The organism is Pseudomonas brassicacearum (assembly GCF_918698105.1).
Lineage (GTDB): Bacteria > Pseudomonadota > Gammaproteobacteria > Pseudomonadales > Pseudomonadaceae > Aquipseudomonas > Aquipseudomonas brassicacearum_F.
This window is the reverse complement of the sequence record NZ_CAKKMI010000030.1, coordinates 34,323-56,104: the sequence shown is the minus strand read 5'-3', so window position 1 is coordinate 56,104 and position 21,782 is coordinate 34,323. Positions and strand designations below refer to the sequence as shown.

Below are 21,782 nucleotides of genomic sequence, written 5' to 3'. Positions count from 1 at the left end.
TCAGCAACCATGAGCTACCTGAGCGACAACTACGTCGAAGAAACCCGCTTCGGTTTCTGGTTCCTGCGCAGCCACACTTGGCAGCACCATGTGCTGCGCGTGGCGATCAACGACCTGCGCAGCCTGTTCAGCATCCCGCTGCCGAGCAACCCGGTGTTGCTGGACGCCGGCTGCGGCCAGGGCAAATCGTTCCAGTACCTGCGCCAGGTGTTCGCGCCGCAACACCTGATCGGCGTGGATGCCGACCCCCATAGCCTGGACCTGAGCCGAGAGGAAGCCGCACGCCAGGACATGGCCGTGGAACTGATCGGCAGCGACTGCGCGACGTTGGCGGTGCCGGATGCCAGCGTCGACCTGTTGTTCTGCCACCAGACCTTCCATCACCTGGTGGAGCAGGAAAAAGCCCTTGCCGAGTTCTATCGCGTACTCAAGCCCGGTGGTTACCTGATGTTCGCCGAATCCACCGAGGCCTACATTGACACCTGGGTGATCCGCTGGCTGTTCCGCCACCCCATGCACGTGCAGAAAAGTGCCGCCCAGTACCTGGAGATGATCCGCGGGCAAGGCTTCCAATTCGAGGCCCGCAACGTGTCCTATCCGTACCTGTGGTGGAGCCGCGCCAAGGACTTCGGCTTACTCGAGCGTTTTGGCCTGCGCCGCGCCAAACCGTTCGGCGAGCGCGAGGAAACCCTGGTCAATGTGGTGGCGCGCAAGCCTGTCGAAGGGGCCATCGGATGATTCGTGCTTTGCTTGTCGGTTGCCTGTTGCTGCTCAGTGCCTGCGCCAGCCATGCGCCGCTGCCCGAGCGCACGCCAACCCTGGCCTTGCCGATGCAACTGCACATCGAGCGGACATTGGCCGGCCAACGCCAGGACTGGCTGCTGGTGATCCAGCGCGAAGACGCCGGCATCCGTTGGTCGATGATGGACCCGCTGGGCATCCCCGTGGCCCGCCAGCGCCTGGTCGCTGGCCAATGGCAGGCCGACGGCCTGCTGCCGCCCAATGCCGAAGCCCGGGAGTTGTTCGCCGCGTTGTTGTTCGCCCTGACCCCCGAAGCCGAACTGCCGGGCAACTACCCGGCCGCCCGGCAACAGGCGTCGCAACGGACCCTCGATAGTCGATGGCAGGTGCGCTACACGCAGCCGCTGGATTTTGAAATGAGCCTGCCCCAAGGCCCCCGCTACCGCATCACACCGTTGACCGAGAACGCCCCATGACTCATACCGATCGGCCAAGTGGATACCATGGGGAAACACATAAACCGTGGCGAGGGAGCTTGCTCCCGCTGGGCTGCGCAGCAGCCCCAAAACAGGCCCGCTTCGCGACCCAGCGGGAGCAAGCTCCCTCGCCACAGGATGACTGCTCGGCTTTATTTCTCTTACTGACTGGCATTAGCCCATGACCGCCTATTTGAATGCCCTCGGGGTGATCTGTGCCCTGGGCCGCGACAAGCACAGCGTCGCGCGCAACCTGTTTGCCGGCGACTGCTCGGGCGTGCGTATCAAGGACGGCTGGGTCGCCGAACGTGCGTTGCCGGTTGCCGCGGTGCCGGGTGAACTCGCCCCCATTCCTCCAACCCTGTTGGCGCACCGCAGCCGCAACAATCAACTGCTGCTGGAAGCCGGGCTGCAGATTCGCGCCGAAATCGACCAGGCTATCGAGGCCTACGGCCGCGCCCGCATTGGCATCGTGTTGGGCACCAGCACTTCGGGGATCGATGAGGCCAGCCAGGGCATTGCCCATTACCTGCGCGAGCAGCACTTTCCCGACGGCTACGACTACCAGCAACAGGAACTCAGCGCGCCGGCCAACTTTCTGTCCGACTGGCTCGGCCTGAGCGGCCCGTCGTATGTGATTTCCACGGCCTGCACCTCCAGCGCCCGCGCCTTGATGAGCGCCCGGCGCCTGCTGGACCTGGGCCTGTGCGATGCCGTGCTGTGCGGTGGCGTGGACAGCCTGTGCAAACTGACCCTCAACGGTTTTTCCGCGTTGGAAGCGGTGTCGAACGAACGTTGCAATCCGTTTTCGGTGAACCGCAGCGGCATCAACATTGGCGAAGCAGCCGTGCTGTTTCTCATGAGCAAGACGCCAGGCGAAGGCACACCGATTGCCTTGCTCGGCGACGGCGCCAGTTCCGATGCCCACCATATTTCCGCACCTGAACCCAGCGGTCGCGGCGCCCGCCAAGCCATGGAAAAAGCCCTGCGTTGCGCCGGCCTCGAGGCCAGCCAGATCGACTACCTGAACCTGCACGGCACCGCCACGCAACACAATGACGCCATGGAAAGCCAGGCGGTGGCCGGGCTGTTTCCGGCGGGCGTGCCCTGCTCGTCCACTAAGCCCATGACCGGCCATACCCTCGGCGCGGCCGGGGCGCTGGAAGCGGCATTCTGCTGGTTGGCCCTGAGCACGGAAAACACCACCCTGGCCCTGCCGCCGCATGTCTGGGACGGCCAGGCCGATCCGGCCCTGCCGGCGCTAGACTGGGTCACCGCCGACACCCGCCTGAACCCGACCACCCCGCGCCGCCTGATGAGCAATTCATTTGCCTTCGGCGGCAACAACGTCAGCCTGATTATCGGAGACGCCCCATGATTGACTGGCCGCTCGCCGAACTGCTGCCCCATGCCGGCGACATGATCCTCATCGACCGGATCCTGTCGTTCGATGACGAACAGATCCATACCCACGCCACCGTCAAGCCCGGCGGTTTGTTCAACCGCGACGACGGTGCACTGCCGGCCTGGGTCGGCATCGAGCTGATGGCCCAGAGCGTCGCGGCGTTTGCCGGTTGCCATGCCCGCCAACGGGGTGATGCCGTGGCGCTGGGCTTTTTGCTCGGCACCCGCAAGTTCGAATGCAACGTCGAGTGTTTTCCCGCCGGCGCCGAGCTGACCATCCACGGCGTGCGCTCCCTGGAAGACGACAACGGCATGGGTGTGTTCGAATGCCACATCCACGCCCCCGGCATCCATGCCACGGCCCGGCTCAACGTATTCCGTCCGCCCCAGGCCGCCCATTACCTTCATGAACCGTCCGCAACAGGAAACCCGTCATGACTGAATCCGTACTGGTCACCGGCTCCAGCCGTGGCATCGGCCGCGCCATCGCCCTGCGCCTGGCCCAGGCCGGGCACGACATCGTGCTGCACTGCCGCAGCGGCCGCGCCGAGGCCGAGGCGGTCCAGGCGCAAATCCAGGCCCTGGGCCGCAACGCCCGGGTGCTGCAATTCGACGTGGCCGACCGGGCCGCGTGCAAGGCCATTCTCGAAGCCGATGTCGAAACCCACGGCGCCTATTACGGCGTGGTGCTCAACGCCGGCCTGACCCGCGATGGTGCCTTCCCGGCCCTGAGCGAAGACGATTGGGATGTGGTGATGCGTACCAACCTCGACGGTTTCTATAACGTGCTGCATCCGGTGATGATGCCGATGATCCGTCGTCGCGCCGCCGGGCGGATCGTCTGCATCACTTCGGTTTCCGGGCTGATCGGCAATCGCGGCCAGGTCAACTACAGCGCCTCGAAGGCTGGTTTGATCGGCGCGGCCAAGGCGTTGGCAATCGAGCTGGGCAAGCGCAAGATCACCGTCAACTGCGTCGCGCCAGGCCTGATCGACACCGCCATGCTCGATGAAAACGTCCCCGTGGAAGAGCTGATGAAAATGATCCCCGCCCAGCGCATGGGCACCCCGGAAGAAGTGGCGGGTGCGGTGAATTTCCTCATGTCCGCCGAAGCCGGCTACATTACCCGCCAGGTCCTGGCCGTCAACGGAGGCTTGTGCTGATGAAGCGCGTCGTCGTCACCGGCATGGCCGGCATCACCTCCATAGGCAGCGACTGGGAGACCATCGCCGCCAACTTCGCCGCCAACCGCAGCGGCATCCGGCGCATGGATGAGTGGGACCGTTTCACCGAACTGAACACCCGACTGGCCGGCCCCATCGACAACTTCCAGGTCCCGGCCCACTGGACCCGCAAGCAACTGCGCAGCATGGGCCGGGTTTCGCGCCTGGCGGTCGCGTCGGCGGAACAGGCCCTGGCCGACGCCGGCCTGCTGGGCGATGAGTCGATCAAGGACGGGCGCATGGGCGTGTCCTGCGGTTCGTCCACCGGCAGCACCGACGAGATCAAGGCCTTTGGCAACATGCTGCTCAACAGCGTGGCCGAAGGGCTGAACGCCAACTCCTACGTGCGGATGATGCCCCACACCACGGCGGCCAACATCAGCATCTTCTTCGGCCTGACCGGGCGCCTGATCCCCACCTCCAGCGCCTGCACCAGCGGCAGCCATGGCATCGGCTATGCCTACGAGGCCATCAAGTTCGGACGCCTGCCGTTGATGCTCGCCGGTGGCGCCGAAGAACTGTGCCCGACCGAAGCGATGGTCTTCGATGCGCTCTACGCCACCAGCCTGAAAAACGAAGCACCGCAAACCAGCCCGCGCCCCTACGACAAGGACCGCGACGGCCTGGTGATCGGTGAAGGCGCCGGCATGTTGGTACTCGAAGAATTGGAACATGCGTTGGCGCGCGGCGCGCGGATCCACGCCGAGATCGTCGGCTTTGGCAGCAACGCCGACGGCCAGCACGCCACCCGCCCAGAACTGCTCACCATGCGCCGGGCCATGGAACTGGCCCTGGAAGATGCCGGCCTCGAACCTTCGGCCATCGGCTACGTCAACGGCCACGGCACCGCCACCGAACAAGGTGACATCGCCGAAACCCTGGCCACCAGCAGCCTGTTTGGCGAACACATGCCCATCAGCTCGCAGAAAAGCTTCCTCGGCCACACCCTGGGTGCCTGCGGCGCGCTGGAGTCCTGGTTCAGCATCGAAATGATGAACCGCGACCTCTACGTGCACACCTTCAACCTCGACGAGGTTGATCCCCAATGCGGCAAGCTCGATTACCTGCGCAACGAGTTCAGGTCGATGAGCCACGAATACGTGATGAACAACAACTTCGCCTTTGGTGGGGTCAACACCTCGCTGATTTTCCGCCGCTGGCACTGAATCGGATTCAAAACCCTGTTACCCCTCGTCAAGGAGACCATGATGTCGTTGAAGAAAATCGCCGTAACCGCCGCCCTGTTGCTCAGCACCCTGCCAAGCCTCAGCCAGGCCCGTGATACCGCGCTGTTCCTGCCGTTCGACAAAGTCGTCGCCGAAGCCATCCGCACCGGCAAGATCGACGGCAGCGTGAAGTTCTACCTGGCCGGCAACAAACCGGCCGGCAACGTCACCGTGATCAGCCCAGGGGCGGTGACCAACAAGAAAACCAACGCCTTCAACAAATCCGATGAAGTAGCCTGCGAATGGGTCCTGCAATCGGCCCTGATCAGCCTGCACCAAGCCGCCAAGAACGCCGGCGCCAATGCCGTCACCAACATCGTCAGCTTCTACAAGAGCAACGAACGCAAAGACCCGACAACCTACGAATGCCACGCCGGCGCGATCATGGCGGGTGTTGCGTTGAAAGGGGACTTGGCGAAGGTGCAATAACACCTTTTGAAGCCCATGCCGGAATGTAGGAGCTGTGTAGGAGCTGTCGAGTGAAACGAGGCTGCGATCTTCCCCCAGACACTTGAGTCTCAAGCGAAAGATCAAAAGATCAAAAGATCGCAGCCTTCGGCAGCTCCTACAGGGTTAGATTGCGGTGAGTCAGTGCCGGTGATGCCGGCTGTACTGCCGTTATCGTGAGCAAGCTCAGCTCCCACAGGGCTTGATGGCGCACCCGGATATTGCGAACACCTTGAATCCACTGTGGGAGCGAGCCTGCTCGCGAAAGCGGTAGCTCAATACCGGTGATGCTGGCTGTACTGCCACCATCGCGAGCAAGCCCGCTCCCACAGAATCCGGCCCTGACGCCGCCCTTGTGGCGAGGGAGCTTGCTCCCGCTGGGCTGCACAGCAGCCCCAAACAACCGCAAGAAATCAAATACCGCAAGCGCCTGCCGGGACGGCGAAAAGCCAAACTCGGAAAATGGAGCACCCAATTTCCGAAACTTCCCACACCAAAACCCTTGAACTTCGCGCTACGGTCACATCCCAACCAAAAGCCGGGAATTCCAAGGATGAATGAAGTGACCAAGAAAGCCGTGATCGTTTTCAGCGGCGGCCAGGACTCCACCACCTGCCTGATCCACGCATTACCAAAGTACGACGAAATCCACTGCATCACCTTCGATTATGGGCAACGTCATCGAGCAGAAATCGAAGTGGCGAAAGACCTCGCCCGGCACTTTGGCGTGACGGCCCATAAGGTGCTGGACACCACGCTATTGAACGAGCTCGCCGTCAGCAGCTTGACCCGCGATAACATTCCCGTCCCGTCGGCGAACTGTGCAAAAAATGGCCCACCGAACACGTTTGTGCCGGGGCGCAATATCCTGTTTTTGACGTTGGCGTCTATTTACGCTTATCAGGTGGGGGCTGAAGCGGTGATCACTGGCGTGTGCGAAACGGATTTCTCAGGTTATCCGGATTGTCGGGACAGTTTCGTCAAAGCCATGAATGTCGCTATTGAGTCCGGCATGGATTACCCACTGCGCATTGAAACGCCGCTGATGTGGCTGAATAAAGCCGAGACGTGGGCACTGGCGGATTACTACAATCAACTGGAATTGATCATGAACTGCACCCTGACTTGTTATAACGGAATAGTGGGGAATGGGTGTGGAGATTGTGATGCATGCAGTCTTCGCGCAAAAGGGCTGAATGATTTTTTGGAAAATCGCGAAAAAACCGCAGACACACTTAAAAACAAACTAGGATTGTAAGTTTACAAGAGCCCGCGGCCATCTATCGATAGCCGTCCTGCTCAGGCAGGTTGAGCGCCGACAACGTATTTCTTGAATAGCGACCTTGCTGCATAAGCGGGAAAAACATTAAAAATGGAAAAAAACATTTTTATTACAATCTGCACATAAACAATCTGTAGTATTTCCTGATTTTGCAAAGAGCCATGAAATGCAATATAGCAGAAGAGAAAACTGTCCACTATCACAGCAATAAAAGTACTGAGAAACACCCGCAAAAACAAAAATCTGGAATTCGTAAGCTCTTTGATTCTGGACAACAAATACGAATTCACATATTCCGACAACAAGAATGAAGCAGAAGAGGCGACCAGAACAGATAGCATATGATTTATCACTTCGCCAAAGTGCTCATCCAGCTGCCAACCTGGCGAACCCGGGAGCCAACTAGTAAAACTTAACACCATCAAAACAAATGCGTTGCTCGCGCAAACAAATAATATTGCTTTCCTAGCAAGCCTGAGCCCATATGACTCGTTCAGTATGTCTACCGCAAGGAACGTTAGGGGATAGAGAAACACACCGGGGGTCACCACCACATCAAATTGTTCAATATATACAAGCTTTGCTGCGGAAATATTGGCAAGCATATACAACACAAACAATATAAAACTCAGCACCACATAGACCATCCAGGACCGTTCATGGCGATCGCTCATCTCATAAGCGGTCACCGCAGCCCCACCGGAATAGAATTTTTTGTAAATTTCTCTTAGCTCTACCTTAGCCAGATCGTCTATGATTTCGCTTTTCAACAGTTCATTTAACTTTATCTTTACCACTCTACCGGTAGAGATCACCATTATGATAGCTAGGCTTTTACTTTTCTCAAAACCCAGCAGTTTGTATTTGATATTTTGAGAGCCTCCATTACCGTCCATTAAACCGTTCCTCTACCACATCACCAATCACCAGGACGACATCAGAACAAGAGTAACCACCAATGACAATTAGCAGCTCTTTCGTCGACTGCTTGTAGATTAACCTCTCCCCCTCACTATTTAACGTCCCTTTTTTTACCACCAGCAAAGCACCCGCCTCATACATATCTTCAATGTCATTTTCCAGAAGCACACCGATCAAATTACTGCCCACACCAAAGTAATACGTCAATGGATGTTCTACCACCAGCTCACCAATTTTTTTCTTCAAGCTTTGAATAAGCTCACTTTCCTTTATTATTGGCACCGCTGCTGGATTCATATTCCCATGCAGTGACGCGCTACTCTCTATTATTTCACGCTCTTCCAAATCAACCGACTCTATCTCCCTATAGGATACTCCAAAAAAATCCGAAATCTTTCGGATTGTAGTTCGCTGAACGTTCGTCACCCTCCCTTCCAAAATGTTATAGATAGTGGTTCGCGTCAAACCGCTAGCATTACTTAAAGACAACTGTGTCTCACCACGGCTTTTTATTAAATACTTAACGTTATTTTTTAATGTCTGCGCTTTCTCTTTTTTATGCATAAGCCTACCAATATCCATACGAGCCGACAGAACTTCCAAAGCAGCTTAGACGACAACCCCCGTATTGAAGTGACAAAATCACAGCCATAAGCCTGAGAAACGTTAACTAATATTTCCGCAACAGGTAATACACCCTGACTGTAGGATACCTCTTTCAGATCTGGCGACAAAAACAACTCTAGAGGCATTAGCCATAGGCATTTGCCCTCGATTTTAGGAGAACAATAATTGACCAACTATAATCATTTCACGATACAAATGTTCATTTCTTTGATTAACATATAAATAATTTTCACTGAGCACTTTTCCTTTTCGCCAACACACGTACAGTAATGCCTACGTTATTAATCCACTCGGACCTGAGACCTTTGATTTACAAGGAGTTAATCATGAAGAAGGTAACCTCATACTCATCCCAGCGCCTAACCATTGATCACGTCTTCACCATCCTCCCCAACGTCGACACCCAATCCCTGCTCTGCCACGCCAGCGAAACCCTCGCCTCGCTGAACGTCATGTCCACCGACCTCGCCGGCGAACTGCAAGGCGCACAACGCAGCATGGCAATGGCCCTTCAACAGCTGACAGAACTAGGCGAGTTGCTGGTCAACCGTGCATTGGAAAACCTGGAGCCGCCCGTAGGCTTGCCGGACGCTTCGTTAAACAATAAACGCTAACATTCGAACCCACGGAGGTTTTTGCCATGGAAAGATACAGGCCTGTCACCGGCATCGACTGCACCGTTGCCTCGTTACTGATCGACACTGAAGCGCCCCTGGATGTCCTGCATGAAACCGCGACTGATCGCATACGCGCCGCCACTCAACTCCTCGAAAACCTGGCGTTCGAAGAGGGTGCCTACAGTGAATTGGCTCGCGTGTTGGTGATCTCTTTGCGTGAGGGCTGCGATTTGCTGGATGTTGTCGGTCGTCGCTTGCAGATGCAAGCTTGAACCCAAAAACGCGAAGGGCGCAGCTATTTAAAGGAAAAAACCAGAGTAACTCCCTGATTTTCTAAATGCATGAAGGATGCGTCCGCTACGTTCTCAAATATGAAACGAAGTCATATACCACTGAGCATTACTGAATGTGTTGCTGCGAAACTATTTCTGGAGACCTATCTATGACGCCTGATTCTAGAATACTTCTCGTCTTATCTCAGGCTTATGCTCTAAATGTAACAAACCTAGAACTGCTATATGATGGCATCAACAAAATTTTTGCGTGCAATGCCAACGAAACAGAAATCATATTAAAACTATCCCCTACAAATATTCGCAACCCCCGTCAAATTGCATACGAGCGTCGACTGATAAAACATGTACATGCCAACGGAATAGAATGTGCCAAGCCATTGTGCCCCAACAATGGCGAGGAAGAAAAAATTTACATCTATTCAGGCCAACAATATTACGGAATCCTTACTCGTAAAATCAGAGGAACCCCATTCATACCAGAAATGAGCCATTCACAATTATCTGCGTTCGGCCTATCTCTATCCAAACTACATGAGTGCGTACAACCACACTTTGCAACACCACCACCAAGCTTAATAAATGCATCTCAGATAGTAGAAAAATTAAGCAACCCTATTGATTCCGTCCACATGAGCAGGCTTCGAAAAATAATAAAAAAACTCTTCGACGACGTCCAATCACATCCTATCGCGCTCGATCCTAATAACGCTTCCTGTATATGCCATGGTGACGCGTGGCCCGGAAATGCTCTCTACAGCAAAAACTCATGCGTTCTTTTGGACTTTGAGCATTCCAGAATCTGCCAGCCTGCCTTTGATATATCAACATTCCTGTGGTGGATGCTGGGCCAACATGACGACAAGTCCCGCGCTACCGCTTGGGACAGGTTCCAAGAAGGTTACGGGGACACCTTGGCGATACGGCTAGATAAAAATACCGCCACATATATAAAGATAAATGAATTACGTAGTTTAGTGTTCCTCTACAATCACGTGCACATCAATGAAGAAATCTTCGAGCATATCAACCAGCAGACACGGTGGCTTCTGAACAAACTGTCGTGCTCCCCAACGGGTTGCGAGCTATTGGCGTTACTATGCCTTCGTTGAAACTCGCTATCCGGTGCACTCAACAGGTCGCCCCCGTTTTAAAAAGCTTCGATCTTAACTCATAGCCTCCGCCGATCTATTTTTTTAGATATGAAAGTGGTCGCATAGAGCGGAAGTGTTTTTTTATTATAAATCACACCTAACACCTCTCTTCGAATGGAGGAAATGAACCTCCGCCAACCTAAGCGCAGGCAAGAAATCCTCCGCCATCGGCACCCCCTCCCGCACGATGATCAAGAAACGTTTCTGAAGCGTATTGATGATTTCGTCGCCATTGCTCAAGCGACTGCCGACCAGTGCGATGTTGCTATTGTTTTCCCCGGCGCCGGTGATGATCCGTGCCGTGCTGCCATCGGCGTATACCACCTCGTCGCCTTTCTGCGCGGCGCGTACTTTCCAGCCATTGTCCAAGGTGAACGTCAACGAAGATGACACCTGCTGGATCGTTCCGCCGTTACGCGTCTGGCTGCCTTCGGTGGCGACTCGATAGATAGCGATGGGCGGATGAGCTTCGACGAATGCTTTTTGTCGATTAACGAATGCCGCGACTTCTTCGCCGTAACCCTCCAGTTGGCGTTGCTCCAGGTACAAGTCATCCAAATGACGGAGAGCTTCACGGGAAATTTCGTTGGTGTAGCGGGCATCCACAGATGAGTGCATTTCCAGGGGCCTTATTCATGGGCTTCAGACTGCGTCCCCTTGCGCTGGGAAGGAGCACTGAGCCGGACGATTCGGAATGATGAATAAGACGTTGCAGCGCAGGCGAGTCGCAATCCCAGCGGTGGGGTATCTGGTACGAATAGGAAGTGTCGCAACTCGAAATGCGCGTTTTCCTACAATCAAAGGTCCCTGACTATGGGTCAACACCATGTCGTACACCGCTTCCCTTGCTTATGTGCGGTATCCATCTACCACCCTATCGTCGCCTGCCCCCGATAAGTTGCTCTTCCGAAAACTCTCAGGATGAGAACATGCAGGAAGACACCTCCCCCACACCGCCTCTCGACTCGCCAGAGGCCGACATCAGTCTGCTGATGACTTCGCAGCAGCACATGCTCCGCTTGAATAGCGCCGTTCCAAGGCCTTTAGAGATCACGAGGCAGCATCTGAAGCAGTGGTTCAACGACAATTTCCCGGCATCGGCAGACGACCTGATGGTCGTAGATTTATCTGTACGCACGCTGCAAGAGGAGCCGATCCCGCTCTCGGAACGCGTGCCCGATGGGCCGACGTCCAGGCGGACAGTGACGGCCATGTCGTCCCTCGAGACGCTGTTCTGGCGTGCCGTCGCCGGCCAGATGGACACTCAGGCGTTTTTCTCCGAGATGGACGATCTCGAAGTTGTCGTCAATAACGGCTCCTCCACACAAACGCCCGCCGCACTGAACAGCCGTGAAGCGAAGCAGCAAATCAAGCAGTTGCTGAACACCACGCAAGCATCCTATGAACAGCTGCTGACACAGAAACTGGACGAGTTCTGGACAATACCGGCCGACTTCATCCCGGGCCGAAGTGTCGCTGACTGGTTGGCCGAAGAACTCGGTACGCAACTTAAGGCGCAAGCAAATCTTCATCTTCGGGATACGACGTTGGACCGGGCCACCCACAGCGCGGTGACGCGCCATGTAGCGGCAGCCTCGGCCCTTGGGGACGCTCGCGCAACATCCGGCGTCTTCAGCTTGAGCCTGAGCCCTCAACATTGGGAGTTCAGCCTGCCGGTGCCGGGCGCCGTCGTGCTGACAGGGCCCGACAATGCCAGTCAATCGACAGGATTCGTCTTGTACCGTCCGGGTTATCCGTTGGAAGTGTTCGCCAGTCAGGCGCAACTGACGTCCAGCTTAGGGAACGACGATGAGACTCGGGGTGAGCTGGACACCGTACCACTGGCCAAGAACTTTCTTGTTCATCTGGTCGACGATTTGCGCACGACGCAAAAAACAGCCATCAGCGATGCGTTTTTGAATGGCCCCTTCGAAGAAGAGGGCAGCGCGGCCTGGGTAAGACGAATGGACGCCGCGGCGGACATCGGCGACAAGCTGGACCTGGCGGGCGTCATGGACGAGCGCGAGCTGCGAGTGAACCTGAACAAAGTGGACGAATGGCTTCACGATTCGCCACACATCACCGGGGCTGACCGCCTCGCCTGGTGGAAGGCGACCCAGTCGCTGCACCAGAGCATGGTGGACTCGCCGCCTCCTCCGGACCCGGTGATGTTGGCCACCCCAGAGGCTCTCGAAGAACGAAGCCGCACGCTGCTTGCCCGCTCTATCGCAGAAAAATACCCGCCGGTCGACCCTGACAGCGTCTCGTTGACTTTCAGGAGAGAACTTAACGACCCGCATGCACCGACGGGTACATCGCCGTTTGGGTCCGGGCTCTCGCAAGGCAGTGTGATAGGGATCGTTGATGACCATCGCTCCATGACGCAATGGGCCATGTCCAACCTGACCCACGACGAACGTAACGCTGCCCATCCGATCGTCGCAGGGCCACTGAGTTTTGCGCAGATTGTCGAGGTCATTGAACGGGCAGACCTCGGTCGCCGGCTTCCGGCCGAACTGCAATTCGCTGCCCGGGAGCGGAAATCGCGATGGCTGGCCCTGAAAGCGAAGCAGATGCGGGCACAGGTCTGGGCGGCTCACATCTCGGGGGACTTGAGGCACGACAAGGACAATACCGGACTGAACCTGGTGCTGGCAGCGCTGGACAGTCCCACGCCGGATCGGCGCGCCAAGGTCAACGGGCACGAAGTGGTGGTCCGCCAGTTGCAATGGGGCGACAGCGTGTTGAAGTCGATAGTGGCCTTTGGAGTCAGGAGCGTGGCGAGCCGTCCGTCGCTGACGTTGTATACGCCGGACGCGCCGGATGGCAAAGCGTTCAGGGACGTGGACGCTGCCAGCGGCCGGACATTGGAAGCTGCCCTGGCGCAGGCACTCACCGCTACGCCGCAGATGACCCGCTGGCTCATCGCGCAACTGCCGCTGCTGGAGCAGACCGCGCAACTCGCCAGCATGGTGCCGACCCCGGAAGACCTGACCCTAGATGAAAAGATCAAGAAGGTCACGCAATCCACTTTCACCTGGGCGAGGGCCAGGGCTCAAGCGGATTTTACGGCGAAAATTTCTTCGCCCATCGTAGGAGGAAACCTGTTCGAAGCACTGCATGAGACGCAAATAACCCATGCAATCAAAACTGCGCAAACGCTGACAGTGAGCAACGCGCAGCGTGACAGCACGGCGGCGCGGGAAGGACGCCGCAACGGTGTCGTGTTGTTGACAGGCGCAATGTCGATGGTGGCTGGCGGTCGGCTGGGCCGCCTATTCGGGCTGGCGACTCTGCCGACCATGGCCGGGGGCGCCGCAGTGTCGGCGATAGACAGCGAGGGCGGCAGTTTCAGCCAGTGGACAAGTGATTTCATCAGTGGGATGGGTGAGGTCTTGGTCGAAGCCGGACAGGACGTGATCATGGCTCGCGCAAGCCGTATCCGACGCAAGGCCCGCCCGATGCTCTCCTCTCTGCCCAGAATGCCGGATCCAGAGCTGGAGCCCTTTTATCTCAGGGGGTTTGACGGCAAAGGGTTGGTGGCAGAGGGCCGTAATCGCTACCGGGACACGAACGGGCAGGGTTATCTGAAAATAGGTAGCAAGTACTTCAAGTCAGCCATGCAGGAAGGCGAGCGGATCATCTATGCCCCCAACAACCGTACGAACCAGCGCCAGGTCACCTGGGAAAACGGCCGATGGCAGATTCAGGCGCCCCGACGGCTACTTGGAGGCGGTCCTGTACAGAGTCTGCTCGGTCGCTACCGGGAAACCCCCGAACAGAAGAAGTACAACATATTGGTGGAAGCCGCTCTGGTAGTTATCACCGCACCCATTCAAGGAATGGACAAAAAGGTAAGGCGTGTCGTTAATTCCATGCCTGAAGAGCTGGTTGTACGAATACTCCAGGAAAGCATGAACGAGGTGGGCATTCGAGACATGGATACTTATCGCTCACAACTACAGGTCTATCTAAGACACATACCTGCGTATAAGAAGCTCATGCAGAAACTCAATATGTGGATGCACGTCGACATAGCAGCCAACAGCATCAAAACGGTCGAAGGCCTTTCCCTGACTAGCGCCCAAAAAATACTTATCTACAACAAAATAGAACAACAGGGAGGCAGACTGATTAATCGCCAAGGTGATCTCAAGACGATGGTCACCTCGATTGTGGACAGCGTGACAGGCGCAACCTTCCTGATAATCACCCCTGATGAAGGACACCTGAGAGAGGCCGCGATTAAAATCGGTGATGCCCACGAGGCCGTATTGAAAACGGTAAGAAAGCAACTTCTGGACGAGCTAGAACCGCAATTCCCGGGAGATGGACGTGATGTAGAGACTGCCAAGAAGAAATATATGGCCTCTCGCGAACATCGCGAAGAGTACAAGACGAAATTCTCCAGTATGTTCCGCACGGAAATGCAGCGCAGAAACATGCCGGGACTCCTGACCGAGATCCGAAATCGCAAACTTCCCCACGTCATTGTCAACCGAGGTAAAACACAGCAGAAGATGGTGCTTGTTACCGAGGAAGACATGACGAGATTCAAACAATCACTATCACGATACGACGGGTTCGATGTCCAGATGCAGACCGATGCCCGCAAAAATAAAGTGACAGGAGCACAACCTCCAGCTGAGCCCCCAGTTCCAACGGCTCCCTTGCCAGCGCCGGACAAGTACAGGGTCGATACGAGCCCACTGGCTGAGTCACAAATGTCTTATGACAACTTTCCCGAAGCCGCCAGAACGAAAGTGCTTGAAATCATGGATGACATTCGTGCTGGCAGGGTGACCGACAAGAGATTCCACGGTTATTCCTGGTATGACATGGCCAGCCTGGCACCAGGAGGTGGCAGGGGCGCGTGGCGCGCCGCGTTCAAACGCCAGGGTGATACCTGGACACTCGAGGGATTCTTTGATTACCACACCAACAGAGCTGCGACCGTTTGGGGGGAATGAGCAAAAAATCCGGATGCTTGCCCGTGAGTCATTCACGGGCAAGCCTTTTTTCTAATCAGGCCAGCCCTCGGGAGCCGAGGGCGGCTTGCATTTGCCGATCGGCTCCTCAAGTGCTGGCATGAAGCTTCAGCCCCAGCGCATTGCAATGACTAGACAACTGCCCCCCCATCGGTCAACAACGCCACAAACGCCCTCGCCATCGGCGAACGCTGGTCCTTGCGCTGAACCAGCCACACCGCCGACACCGCGGCCGGATCGAGCAACGGTCGATAGACCACGCCATCGATACGCATGCGCTGGTAAGACGCCGGCAATACCGAGACACCCAGCCCTGCCGCGACCAGGCCGATGATGGTCATGGCTTCGCCGGCTTCCTGAGCGAAGTGCGGGCTGAAGCCGGCATCGCGGGCCAAGTTGAGGAGTTGGGCGTACAGGCCGCTGCCGTAGCTGCGGGGGAAAAACACGAACGGCTCCTGGGCCAAGGCCGAGAGGTACAGGCCGTCTTCATGGCCCTGGGCCAAGGGATGCTTGGCGCTGAGCACGGCTACCAGCGGTTCACGGCTGAGTTCGATTTCCGTCAGGGTATCGGCCAGCGGCAATGGTCGCATGATGCCCACCTCGATCACTTCGTCCAGCAGTGCGTCGGCCACTTGGGTACTGCTCATTTCCCGCAGGTTCAGGTGCACCGCCGGGAAGCGTTGTCGGAATGAAAAAATCGCCTGGGGGATGGTGGAATTGAACGGTGCCGAGGAGGTGAAGCCGATTTTCAGCTCGCCCAATTCCCCCAGTTGGGCGCGGCGGGCAACGTCGGCGGCTTTGTCGACCTGGACCAATACCCGTCGCGCTTCTTCAAGGAACAACCGCCCGGCCTCGCTCAATTCGACCCGACGATTGGTACGCTCGAACAGCCGCGCGCCAATCTCCTGCTCCAGCGCCTGGATCTGCTGGCTCAAGGGCGGCTGGGAGATGCCCAGGGCCAGCGCGGCACGGCCGAAATGCAGTTCTTCGGCAACGGCGATGAAGTAACGCAGGTGACGCAATTCCATGGGCCATCCAATAGGTCGTAAAACGTCTTAAACAGGTCGAACAATATATTGGATAGAATCATTAGCCGGCTATATGCTTTTTTCATTGCCTGCCTGATCGTGCCCTTGCGAGGTCCACCGTGAAAACTGCTGTCGCCCCACTGGCCCATGAAATCCCACCGCGTACGCAGGATGACGTCGTCGCCGAACTCAAGGACATCTACATCGAGAAAGGCACGCCGATGTTCATGCGCACGGTGCTGGCGCTGTTCTGTGGTGGCTTTGCGACCTTTGCCCTGCTGTATTGCGTGCAACCGATGATGCCGCTGTTGTCCCGGGAGTTTTCCATCAACGCGGCGCAGAGCAGCCTGATCCTGTCGGTGGCGACCGGCCTGCTCGCCATCGGCCTGTTGATTACCGGCCCTGTTTCCGACCGAATCGGGCGCAAGCCGGTGATGGTCGCGGCGCTGTTCGCCGCCTCGGTGTGTACGATTGCCAGCGCCATGATGCCGACCTGGCAGGGCGTATTGCTGCTGCGCGCCTTGGTGGGGTTGTCCTTGAGCGGGTTGGCTGCGGTCGCGATGACGTATTTGAGCGAAGAAATCCATCCCAGGCACATCGGCCTGGCGATGGGGCTGTACATCGCCGGCAACGCCATCGGCGGCATGTGCGGACGCCTGATCGCCGGGGTCTTGATCGATTTTGTCAGCTGGCACACCGCGATGCTGGTGATTGGCGGCCTGGCGCTGATCGCAGCGGCGGTGTTCTGGAGAATCCTGCCCGAGTCACGCAACTTCCGTCCCCGCTCGCTGCACCCGCGCAGCCTGCTGGATGGTTTCACCATGCACTTTCGCGACGCCGGCTTGCCGCTGCTGTTTCTCGAAGCCTTTGTGTTGATGGGCGCGTTCGTGACGCTGTTCAACTACATCGGTTACCGCCTGCTGGCCGAGCCTTATCACATGGACCAGGCCTTTGTCGGGTTGCTGTCGGTGGTGTACCTGTCGGGTATCTACAGCTCGGCCAAAGTCGGCGCACTGGCGGATAAACTCGGCCGGCGCAAAATGCTCTGGGCAACCATCGCGCTGATGCTGGCCGGCCTCGCGCTGACCATGGCCACCCCGCTGTGGCTGGTCGTGCTGGGGATGCTGGTGTTCACCTTCGGCTTCTTCGGCGCCCACTCGGTCGCCAGCAGTTGGATCGGCCGCCGCGCCCTCAAGGCCAAGGGCCAGGCTTCGTCACTTTATCTGTTCAGCTATTACGCCGGCTCCAGCGTTGCGGGTACGGCGGGCGGCGTGGCCTGGCACCTGGGCGGGTGGAACGGTGTCGGCCTGTTCATCGGTGGCTTGCTGGTGATCGCGTTGTGGGTGGCGGTGAAGCTGGCGAAATTGCCGTTGTTGCCGGGGAATGTGCAGGTTTAGACCCAAACCAGGGACAGCGTGGGCACTTTGTGGCGAGGGAGCTTGCTCCCGCTGGGTGGCGCAGCCGCCCCAAAACCAGACGCCGCGGTGCATCAGGTAAACCCTGCCGACCGGTTTGCGTCTGCTGCGCAGCCGAGCGGGAGCAAGCTCCCTCGCCACAAAAGCCTTCATTCCCAAGGCCAGTCATTGACGCAAGACCACCCGCGCGCCCAGCAAACCATTCTCGGCTTCCAGCGTCAGCGATTGCAGCACCGCCCCCTCCCGCTCTTGTTGATCCAACCAGTGCAGCAACGAATTGGCCTCGCCACTGACGGCCAGCCGCAACGAATCGTCGTCGACCTCCATTTGCGCTATTTCCAACCCCGCCGCAGTCGCCCGCTCATTGACGCGCACAGACAAGGGTTGTGTGGCGGCAGTTGTATCCCGGGTGGGTTCGGCGCGCTGGATCCGCGCGCTCAGTTCGGCCTGTTGGCGATGCTGTCGCTCGGCAACCTCCAGCCTTTGCCGGGTCGGTTGCCAGATCGAGGCGTAGGCCACAGCCACCAGCACTATCCCGGCAAGCCCCGACAGCAGCCCTTGCTCACGGCGCGACAGGCCCAGCCAGGCCTGTTTCAACGCCAGCCATCCCTTGAGGTTCATCAACTGTTCTCCAACGTGAGGACGGCTTGTACGCGGTTGTTCTGTTTGCTGGCGCTGCCCAGGGTGACCGGCAATCCGTTTTGCTGTCCGCGCTCACGCAGTTGTTCAAGCTCGACGAAACTGTTCGCCGTCAGTTGGATCTTCCAGCCCTCGCCTTCACGAAAATCGATGCGCTGCACCTCGACGTTGCTGGCGCCAATGACCTGCTCCGTCAAACGAGCCAGACGGGCAACCTGGGTGTCCTGGCTTTGTCCGCGACGGCTCTGCAATGCCTGGAACTGCGCCGCCAGGTCGACAATCCGCTCCTGGCCGGGATACAACGACCTGAATCGCTGTTCGCTTTGCGCATACAGAAGCTGGGTTTCGCTTTCAAGAAAACGTATGCGGGCTTCACTGAAGGCCCAGGTGAGCAACAACACGCCCAGCACAGCCGCCGAGGCGCCACGCCATGGCAGCGGTTGGCGGCGCCGACGGAATTCGCCCTGCAACAGGTCGATGGGGTGTCCGCCAGCGCGCAACAGCCACTCATCGACGCCCTGGCGATCTCGTTCCTCATCCAGCCAGTGGATGTCTTCAGGCAGGCCAGGCTTGAGGGTTGCCAAGCCTCTGGCCGACAACGACATCCGCACCGACAGCCCTGCACCCAGCAGCCAACGCCCAAACCAGCGCACGCCAATTGCCTGGTCGTCGGCAAACAGGTCGGCATCGACATGCACCGCACGCACATCGATATCCTGCGCGGTGAGTAACGCCAGCAACGCCTGGAAACGGGCTCGCTGCGTCACCATCATCGGATAGCGGTGCTGACGGTCGCGCGGGCCGATGCTGATGTGCAGCGCCTCCAGGTTTTCACTCAGTTGCTCTTCGACGGCGAATGCCAGGGCCTGGGGTTTGGGCTGGCGTCGAGAGGGCCACGGATCGCTGCGCAACCAGCTAAACATTTCCATCGGCAACAGTACGTCGACGAGCCGGCCGTTCAACTCGCTGGCCGCCTCATGCAAAGGCAGGCGACGACGCTCGCCGGTTGGCGACCACACGCAGCACGGCCAATTGGCGCAAGGCGCGCCCAGGCCTTCGGCCGTCAAGTAAAGCCAGGTTTTCATCAGGGACGCTCGCTGCTGCTCAAGGGTAGGAAACGGCGCTGTCGGACAGTCCAGCGGCCGCTGACGGAATCGCGTTCGATATCCGAGGCCAGGCGCAAGCGGCTGCCGGCATGGGTCACGCTCACGGTGATTCGGAACCAGCGGCTGCTCACGCCCAGGCCATGGCTGCTCAGGCCCAAGCCGGACAACAAGGGGTCGTTGGTAAAGGCCTGCACGCTGGCGTACGGCGCGTGGTGCCGCTGGTTGAGCAACGCTTTGGCCGGCCCGTCCTCCATGCCGTCCAGGGTCATCAGCAACAGCAGCGGTGCGGTATTGATGTTCAGCCGCGCATCTTTGGGCAGCAACACCACCCACGGTTCCAGGCGCCGCAATGTCTGGCCGTCGATGCCCGGCAACAGGCGCAGTTGACTCAATTCCTGCACCGGCCCGACCTGGGGCAACGACAGCGCCGGCAGATCCAGCAAGGCGAGCAACCGGGCCCAGCGACCAAGGGTGACCTGATCAACCTGCCCCGGCGCCAGCAGTGCGTTGAGATTCAGGCGCCCGGACAAGTCCTCGATATCGACATGCAACTCGGCCCCTTCCATTGCCAATACAGCCCCGAGCCGGGCCCAATCCTGGCTCAGGTCAACGGGCCCGGACGGCGTTATCCCACTGTGTTGCAATACCGCTCGCGCCCAGGCTTCACCCGACACCCCCAATTGCCGCAATTGGACCTGTTGCAATTGCTGCGCGCTGCTGTGCAACAACAGGCGATGACTGCGCAACAGGCCACCGATCAGCAGCAAGGCCAAGCTCAGCACCAGCAGCACGCTGATCAGCGCGACGCCGCGTTGTCGGCTCATGGCAACGCCCCCGGCAACAGCAGCACTCGACGGATCTGTTCGAAACGCCCCACCGACACGATCAACTCCAGCGCCAACGGCGCGGCGTCGCCTGCGGTTTCACCATGCCAGCCGTGTTGGCGGTGGAACACGCGCCAACTCAAGCCGTGTACGTCGTCGAGCAATTTCTGTTGCTGCATGACGGTCGAGCCTTCGCCGACACTGTCACGCCACAATGCCGCGCCCTCAAGGCGATAACTCACTGTTTGCCGTTCACTGCGTGGCTGGTCCAGCGGATTGCGCCAATGGCTGCGCTGCAATTGCAAACGGCCCGGGGCGAGCACGACCGAGTCGGCAACTGCCTGCCACACATCCCGTTCGATCACCGCCACGGCACGCTGCAAAGCTCGAATCTCGCGCTCATGCTGCCCGGCCCCCTGCTGGGTCCGCACGACGCTGTCGAACAGTCGCCAACCGGCCAAGCCGAGCAAGGCAAATAGGCCGATGGCAATGACCAGTTCCAATAAGGTGAAGCCCGATTGCCTATTCATCACTGCTGTGGATCCATCCGGTGGTGCGCTGCACGACCGCCGCGCTGTCGACACGGCTGACCTGAATCTCGACCTGCAGCAGGCGCGCGTCACCGGCCGGGACGACCCGTTGTTGCAAGACCCAGTCGCGGCGCCCCATATACCGGTTCAGCCGCTGTTGCCCCGGTGGCGACGCGGCTTGCAGGCGCAGTTCGCTCAACTGATTGTCCGCCAACCAGGCACCGAACAAACGGTCCTCGAGCCCGGCGCTTTGCTTGAGCACGAACTGGCTGGCCGAGAGCACGGCCGCCGCCAGCGTCGCGAAAATCGCCAGGGCGATCACGACTTCCAACAACGTGAAGCCCCGGCAACTGGCGGCCTGTCTGCGAGGGTTAGTCATCGATCAGCGGCTCCGCCAGGCCATCGCTCGACACCCGGGTGATCGTCTGCCCAGAGACTTTGATCAGCAGCCTGAACGGGCTGATCTCGTCACTGCTGAGCATCAGCAACTGCGGCGGACCTGAAACATCATCGAGCCTCTGGACATGACCGTCCTGCTCCAACCCAAGCGCCAGCCCCTCAGGCAATCGGTGCAGCACCGACGCCGCCGTCCAGCCCTGGGCTTGGAGGCGCAACGCCTGGTAACTGCGAGTCTGAACGCGCACCCCATATTCCTGCCCATCCAGTACCGCCCGCTCGCGCAACTGCTGGACCACACGGACGAAGTCTCGGGCTTGCTGCCGGGCCTCACGTGCCGGGCTCGACCCCGTGGCGAAACTGACCATGCCCGCCAGGACCCCGATCAGCACGATGACGACCATCAGTTCCAGCAAGGTGAAGCCCCGACAATGACGCCCCATGC

Annotated in this window: 22 protein-coding genes and 1 pseudogene; 13 read left to right on the top strand and 10 right to left on the bottom strand. The window is 58.3% G+C overall.

Features of this window, described 5'->3' with window-relative positions:
* Window positions 1-9 precede the first annotated feature (9 nt).
* The 8 genes from LQ215_RS14190 (at window position 10) to queC (ending at window position 6,775) form a co-directional block, all read left to right on the top strand.
* Entirely contained in the window at window positions 10-738 is a 729-nt protein-coding gene (locus tag LQ215_RS14190) for a class I SAM-dependent methyltransferase (RefSeq protein ID WP_230150665.1), read from the top strand.
* Window positions 735-1,217 (top strand): DUF3261 domain-containing protein, encoded by a 483-nt coding sequence (locus tag LQ215_RS14185; protein WP_230150663.1) that lies wholly within the window; start codon window positions 735-737, stop codon window positions 1,215-1,217. Before LQ215_RS14190 ends, LQ215_RS14185 begins: the two co-directional genes overlap by 4 nt.
* Before the next feature lie 181 nt (window positions 1,218-1,398).
* Complete coding sequence (locus LQ215_RS14180; RefSeq protein WP_230150661.1) at window positions 1,399-2,595, top strand: beta-ketoacyl-[acyl-carrier-protein] synthase family protein; 1,197 nt, start codon at window positions 1,399-1,401, stop codon at window positions 2,593-2,595.
* The gene (locus tag LQ215_RS14175) at window positions 2,592-3,059 is read left to right on the top strand and encodes a hotdog family protein (protein WP_230150659.1); all 468 of its coding nucleotides are present in this window, start codon (window positions 2,592-2,594) and stop codon (window positions 3,057-3,059) included. The genes LQ215_RS14180 and LQ215_RS14175 overlap by 4 nt, the downstream gene beginning before the upstream one ends.
* On the top strand, window positions 3,056-3,784 hold the full coding sequence (fabG, locus tag LQ215_RS14170; RefSeq protein ID WP_230150657.1) for a 3-oxoacyl-ACP reductase FabG: 729 nt from the start codon (window positions 3,056-3,058) through the stop codon (window positions 3,782-3,784). Before LQ215_RS14175 ends, fabG begins: the two co-directional genes overlap by 4 nt.
* Window positions 3,784-5,010 carry a beta-ketoacyl-ACP synthase gene (locus LQ215_RS14165; RefSeq protein WP_230150655.1) on the top strand — a complete coding sequence of 409 codons (1,227 nt, stop codon included), beginning with the start codon at window positions 3,784-3,786 and terminating at the stop codon, window positions 5,008-5,010. Before fabG ends, LQ215_RS14165 begins: the two co-directional genes overlap by 1 nt.
* A gap of 42 nt (window positions 5,011-5,052) precedes the next feature.
* Entirely contained in the window at window positions 5,053-5,499 is a 447-nt protein-coding gene (locus tag LQ215_RS14160) for an excinuclease (RefSeq protein WP_134922542.1), read from the top strand.
* A 580-nt stretch (window positions 5,500-6,079) separates the two neighbouring features.
* A complete protein-coding gene (gene queC / locus LQ215_RS14155) occupies window positions 6,080-6,775 on the top strand; it encodes a 7-cyano-7-deazaguanine synthase QueC (RefSeq protein ID WP_230150723.1) in 696 nt (231 codons plus the stop codon).
* A 41-nt stretch (window positions 6,776-6,816) separates the two neighbouring features.
* Here queC and LQ215_RS14150 read toward each other — a convergent pair whose 3' ends face one another.
* Together LQ215_RS14150 and LQ215_RS14145 are read right to left on the bottom strand one after the other, a co-directional pair.
* Entirely contained in the window at window positions 6,817-7,695 is an 879-nt protein-coding gene (locus tag LQ215_RS14150) for a queuosine precursor transporter (RefSeq protein ID WP_230150653.1), read from the bottom strand.
* Window positions 7,685-8,284: a helix-turn-helix transcriptional regulator gene (locus tag LQ215_RS14145; protein ID WP_230150651.1), complete on the bottom strand. Its 600-nt coding sequence runs from the start codon at window positions 8,282-8,284 to the stop codon at window positions 7,685-7,687. The genes LQ215_RS14150 and LQ215_RS14145 overlap by 11 nt, the downstream gene beginning before the upstream one ends.
* A gap of 428 nt (window positions 8,285-8,712) precedes the next feature.
* On the opposite strand from LQ215_RS14145, the pseudogene LQ215_RS14140 reads away from it, so the two are divergent.
* The 3 genes and pseudogenes from LQ215_RS14140 to LQ215_RS14130 form a co-directional block, all read left to right on the top strand.
* Window positions 8,713-8,961, top strand: a pseudogene (locus tag LQ215_RS14140) (DUF6124 family protein); the annotation flags it as partial.
* A 26-nt stretch (window positions 8,962-8,987) separates the two neighbouring features.
* Window positions 8,988-9,236, top strand: a complete 249-nt coding sequence (locus tag LQ215_RS14135; RefSeq protein ID WP_230150640.1) for a hypothetical protein — start codon at window positions 8,988-8,990, stop codon at window positions 9,234-9,236.
* A 170-nt stretch (window positions 9,237-9,406) separates the two neighbouring features.
* Window positions 9,407-10,369, top strand: coding sequence for a phosphotransferase enzyme family protein (locus tag LQ215_RS14130; RefSeq protein ID WP_230150638.1), 963 nt, complete (start codon window positions 9,407-9,409; stop codon window positions 10,367-10,369).
* A 126-nt stretch (window positions 10,370-10,495) separates the two neighbouring features.
* Here LQ215_RS14130 and LQ215_RS14125 read toward each other — a convergent pair whose 3' ends face one another.
* Complete coding sequence (locus tag LQ215_RS14125) at window positions 10,496-11,029, bottom strand: hypothetical protein (protein WP_230150636.1); 534 nt, start codon at window positions 11,027-11,029, stop codon at window positions 10,496-10,498.
* Window positions 11,030-11,340: 311 nt separating this feature from the next.
* On the opposite strand from LQ215_RS14125, the gene LQ215_RS14120 reads away from it, so the two are divergent.
* Window positions 11,341-15,381 (top strand): dermonecrotic toxin domain-containing protein, encoded by a 4,041-nt coding sequence (locus LQ215_RS14120; RefSeq protein WP_230150634.1) that lies wholly within the window; start codon window positions 11,341-11,343, stop codon window positions 15,379-15,381.
* A 149-nt stretch (window positions 15,382-15,530) separates the two neighbouring features.
* Here the strand turns inward: LQ215_RS14120 and LQ215_RS14115 are convergent, their stop codons facing one another.
* On the bottom strand, window positions 15,531-16,427 hold the full coding sequence (locus LQ215_RS14115) for a LysR family transcriptional regulator (RefSeq protein WP_230150632.1): 897 nt from the start codon (window positions 16,425-16,427) through the stop codon (window positions 15,531-15,533).
* A gap of 140 nt (window positions 16,428-16,567) precedes the next feature.
* Here LQ215_RS14115 and LQ215_RS14110 point away from each other — a divergent pair, with 140 nt between their 5' ends.
* Window positions 16,568-17,824 carry an MFS transporter gene (locus tag LQ215_RS14110; RefSeq protein WP_436839576.1) on the top strand — a complete coding sequence of 419 codons (1,257 nt, stop codon included), beginning with the start codon at window positions 16,568-16,570 and terminating at the stop codon, window positions 17,822-17,824.
* Between the two features lie 183 nt (window positions 17,825-18,007).
* Here LQ215_RS14110 and gspM read toward each other — a convergent pair whose 3' ends face one another.
* The 6 genes from gspM to gspH are packed head-to-tail and all read right to left on the bottom strand — an operon-like array spanning window position 18,008 to window position 21,780.
* Entirely contained in the window at window positions 18,008-18,463 is a 456-nt protein-coding gene (gspM, locus tag LQ215_RS14105) for a type II secretion system protein GspM (RefSeq protein WP_230150628.1), read from the bottom strand.
* Window positions 18,463-19,566 carry a type II secretion system protein GspL gene (gene gspL, locus LQ215_RS14100; protein WP_230150626.1) on the bottom strand — a complete coding sequence of 368 codons (1,104 nt, stop codon included), beginning with the start codon at window positions 19,564-19,566 and terminating at the stop codon, window positions 18,463-18,465. The genes gspM and gspL overlap by 1 nt, the downstream gene beginning before the upstream one ends.
* Window positions 19,566-20,411, bottom strand: coding sequence for a type II secretion system protein GspK (locus LQ215_RS14095; protein WP_230150624.1), 846 nt, complete (start codon window positions 20,409-20,411; stop codon window positions 19,566-19,568). Before LQ215_RS14095 ends, gspL begins: the two co-directional genes overlap by 1 nt.
* On the bottom strand, window positions 20,408-20,941 hold the full coding sequence (locus LQ215_RS14090; RefSeq protein ID WP_230150622.1) for a type II secretion system protein GspJ: 534 nt from the start codon (window positions 20,939-20,941) through the stop codon (window positions 20,408-20,410). The genes LQ215_RS14095 and LQ215_RS14090 overlap by 4 nt, the downstream gene beginning before the upstream one ends.
* A complete protein-coding gene (gene gspI / locus LQ215_RS14085) occupies window positions 20,934-21,320 on the bottom strand; it encodes a type II secretion system minor pseudopilin GspI (protein ID WP_230150620.1) in 387 nt (128 codons plus the stop codon). Before gspI ends, LQ215_RS14090 begins: the two co-directional genes overlap by 8 nt.
* Complete coding sequence (gene gspH / locus LQ215_RS14080; protein WP_230150617.1) at window positions 21,313-21,780, bottom strand: type II secretion system minor pseudopilin GspH; 468 nt, start codon at window positions 21,778-21,780, stop codon at window positions 21,313-21,315. The genes gspI and gspH overlap by 8 nt, the downstream gene beginning before the upstream one ends.
* Between the last annotated feature and the right edge of the window lie 2 nt (window positions 21,781-21,782).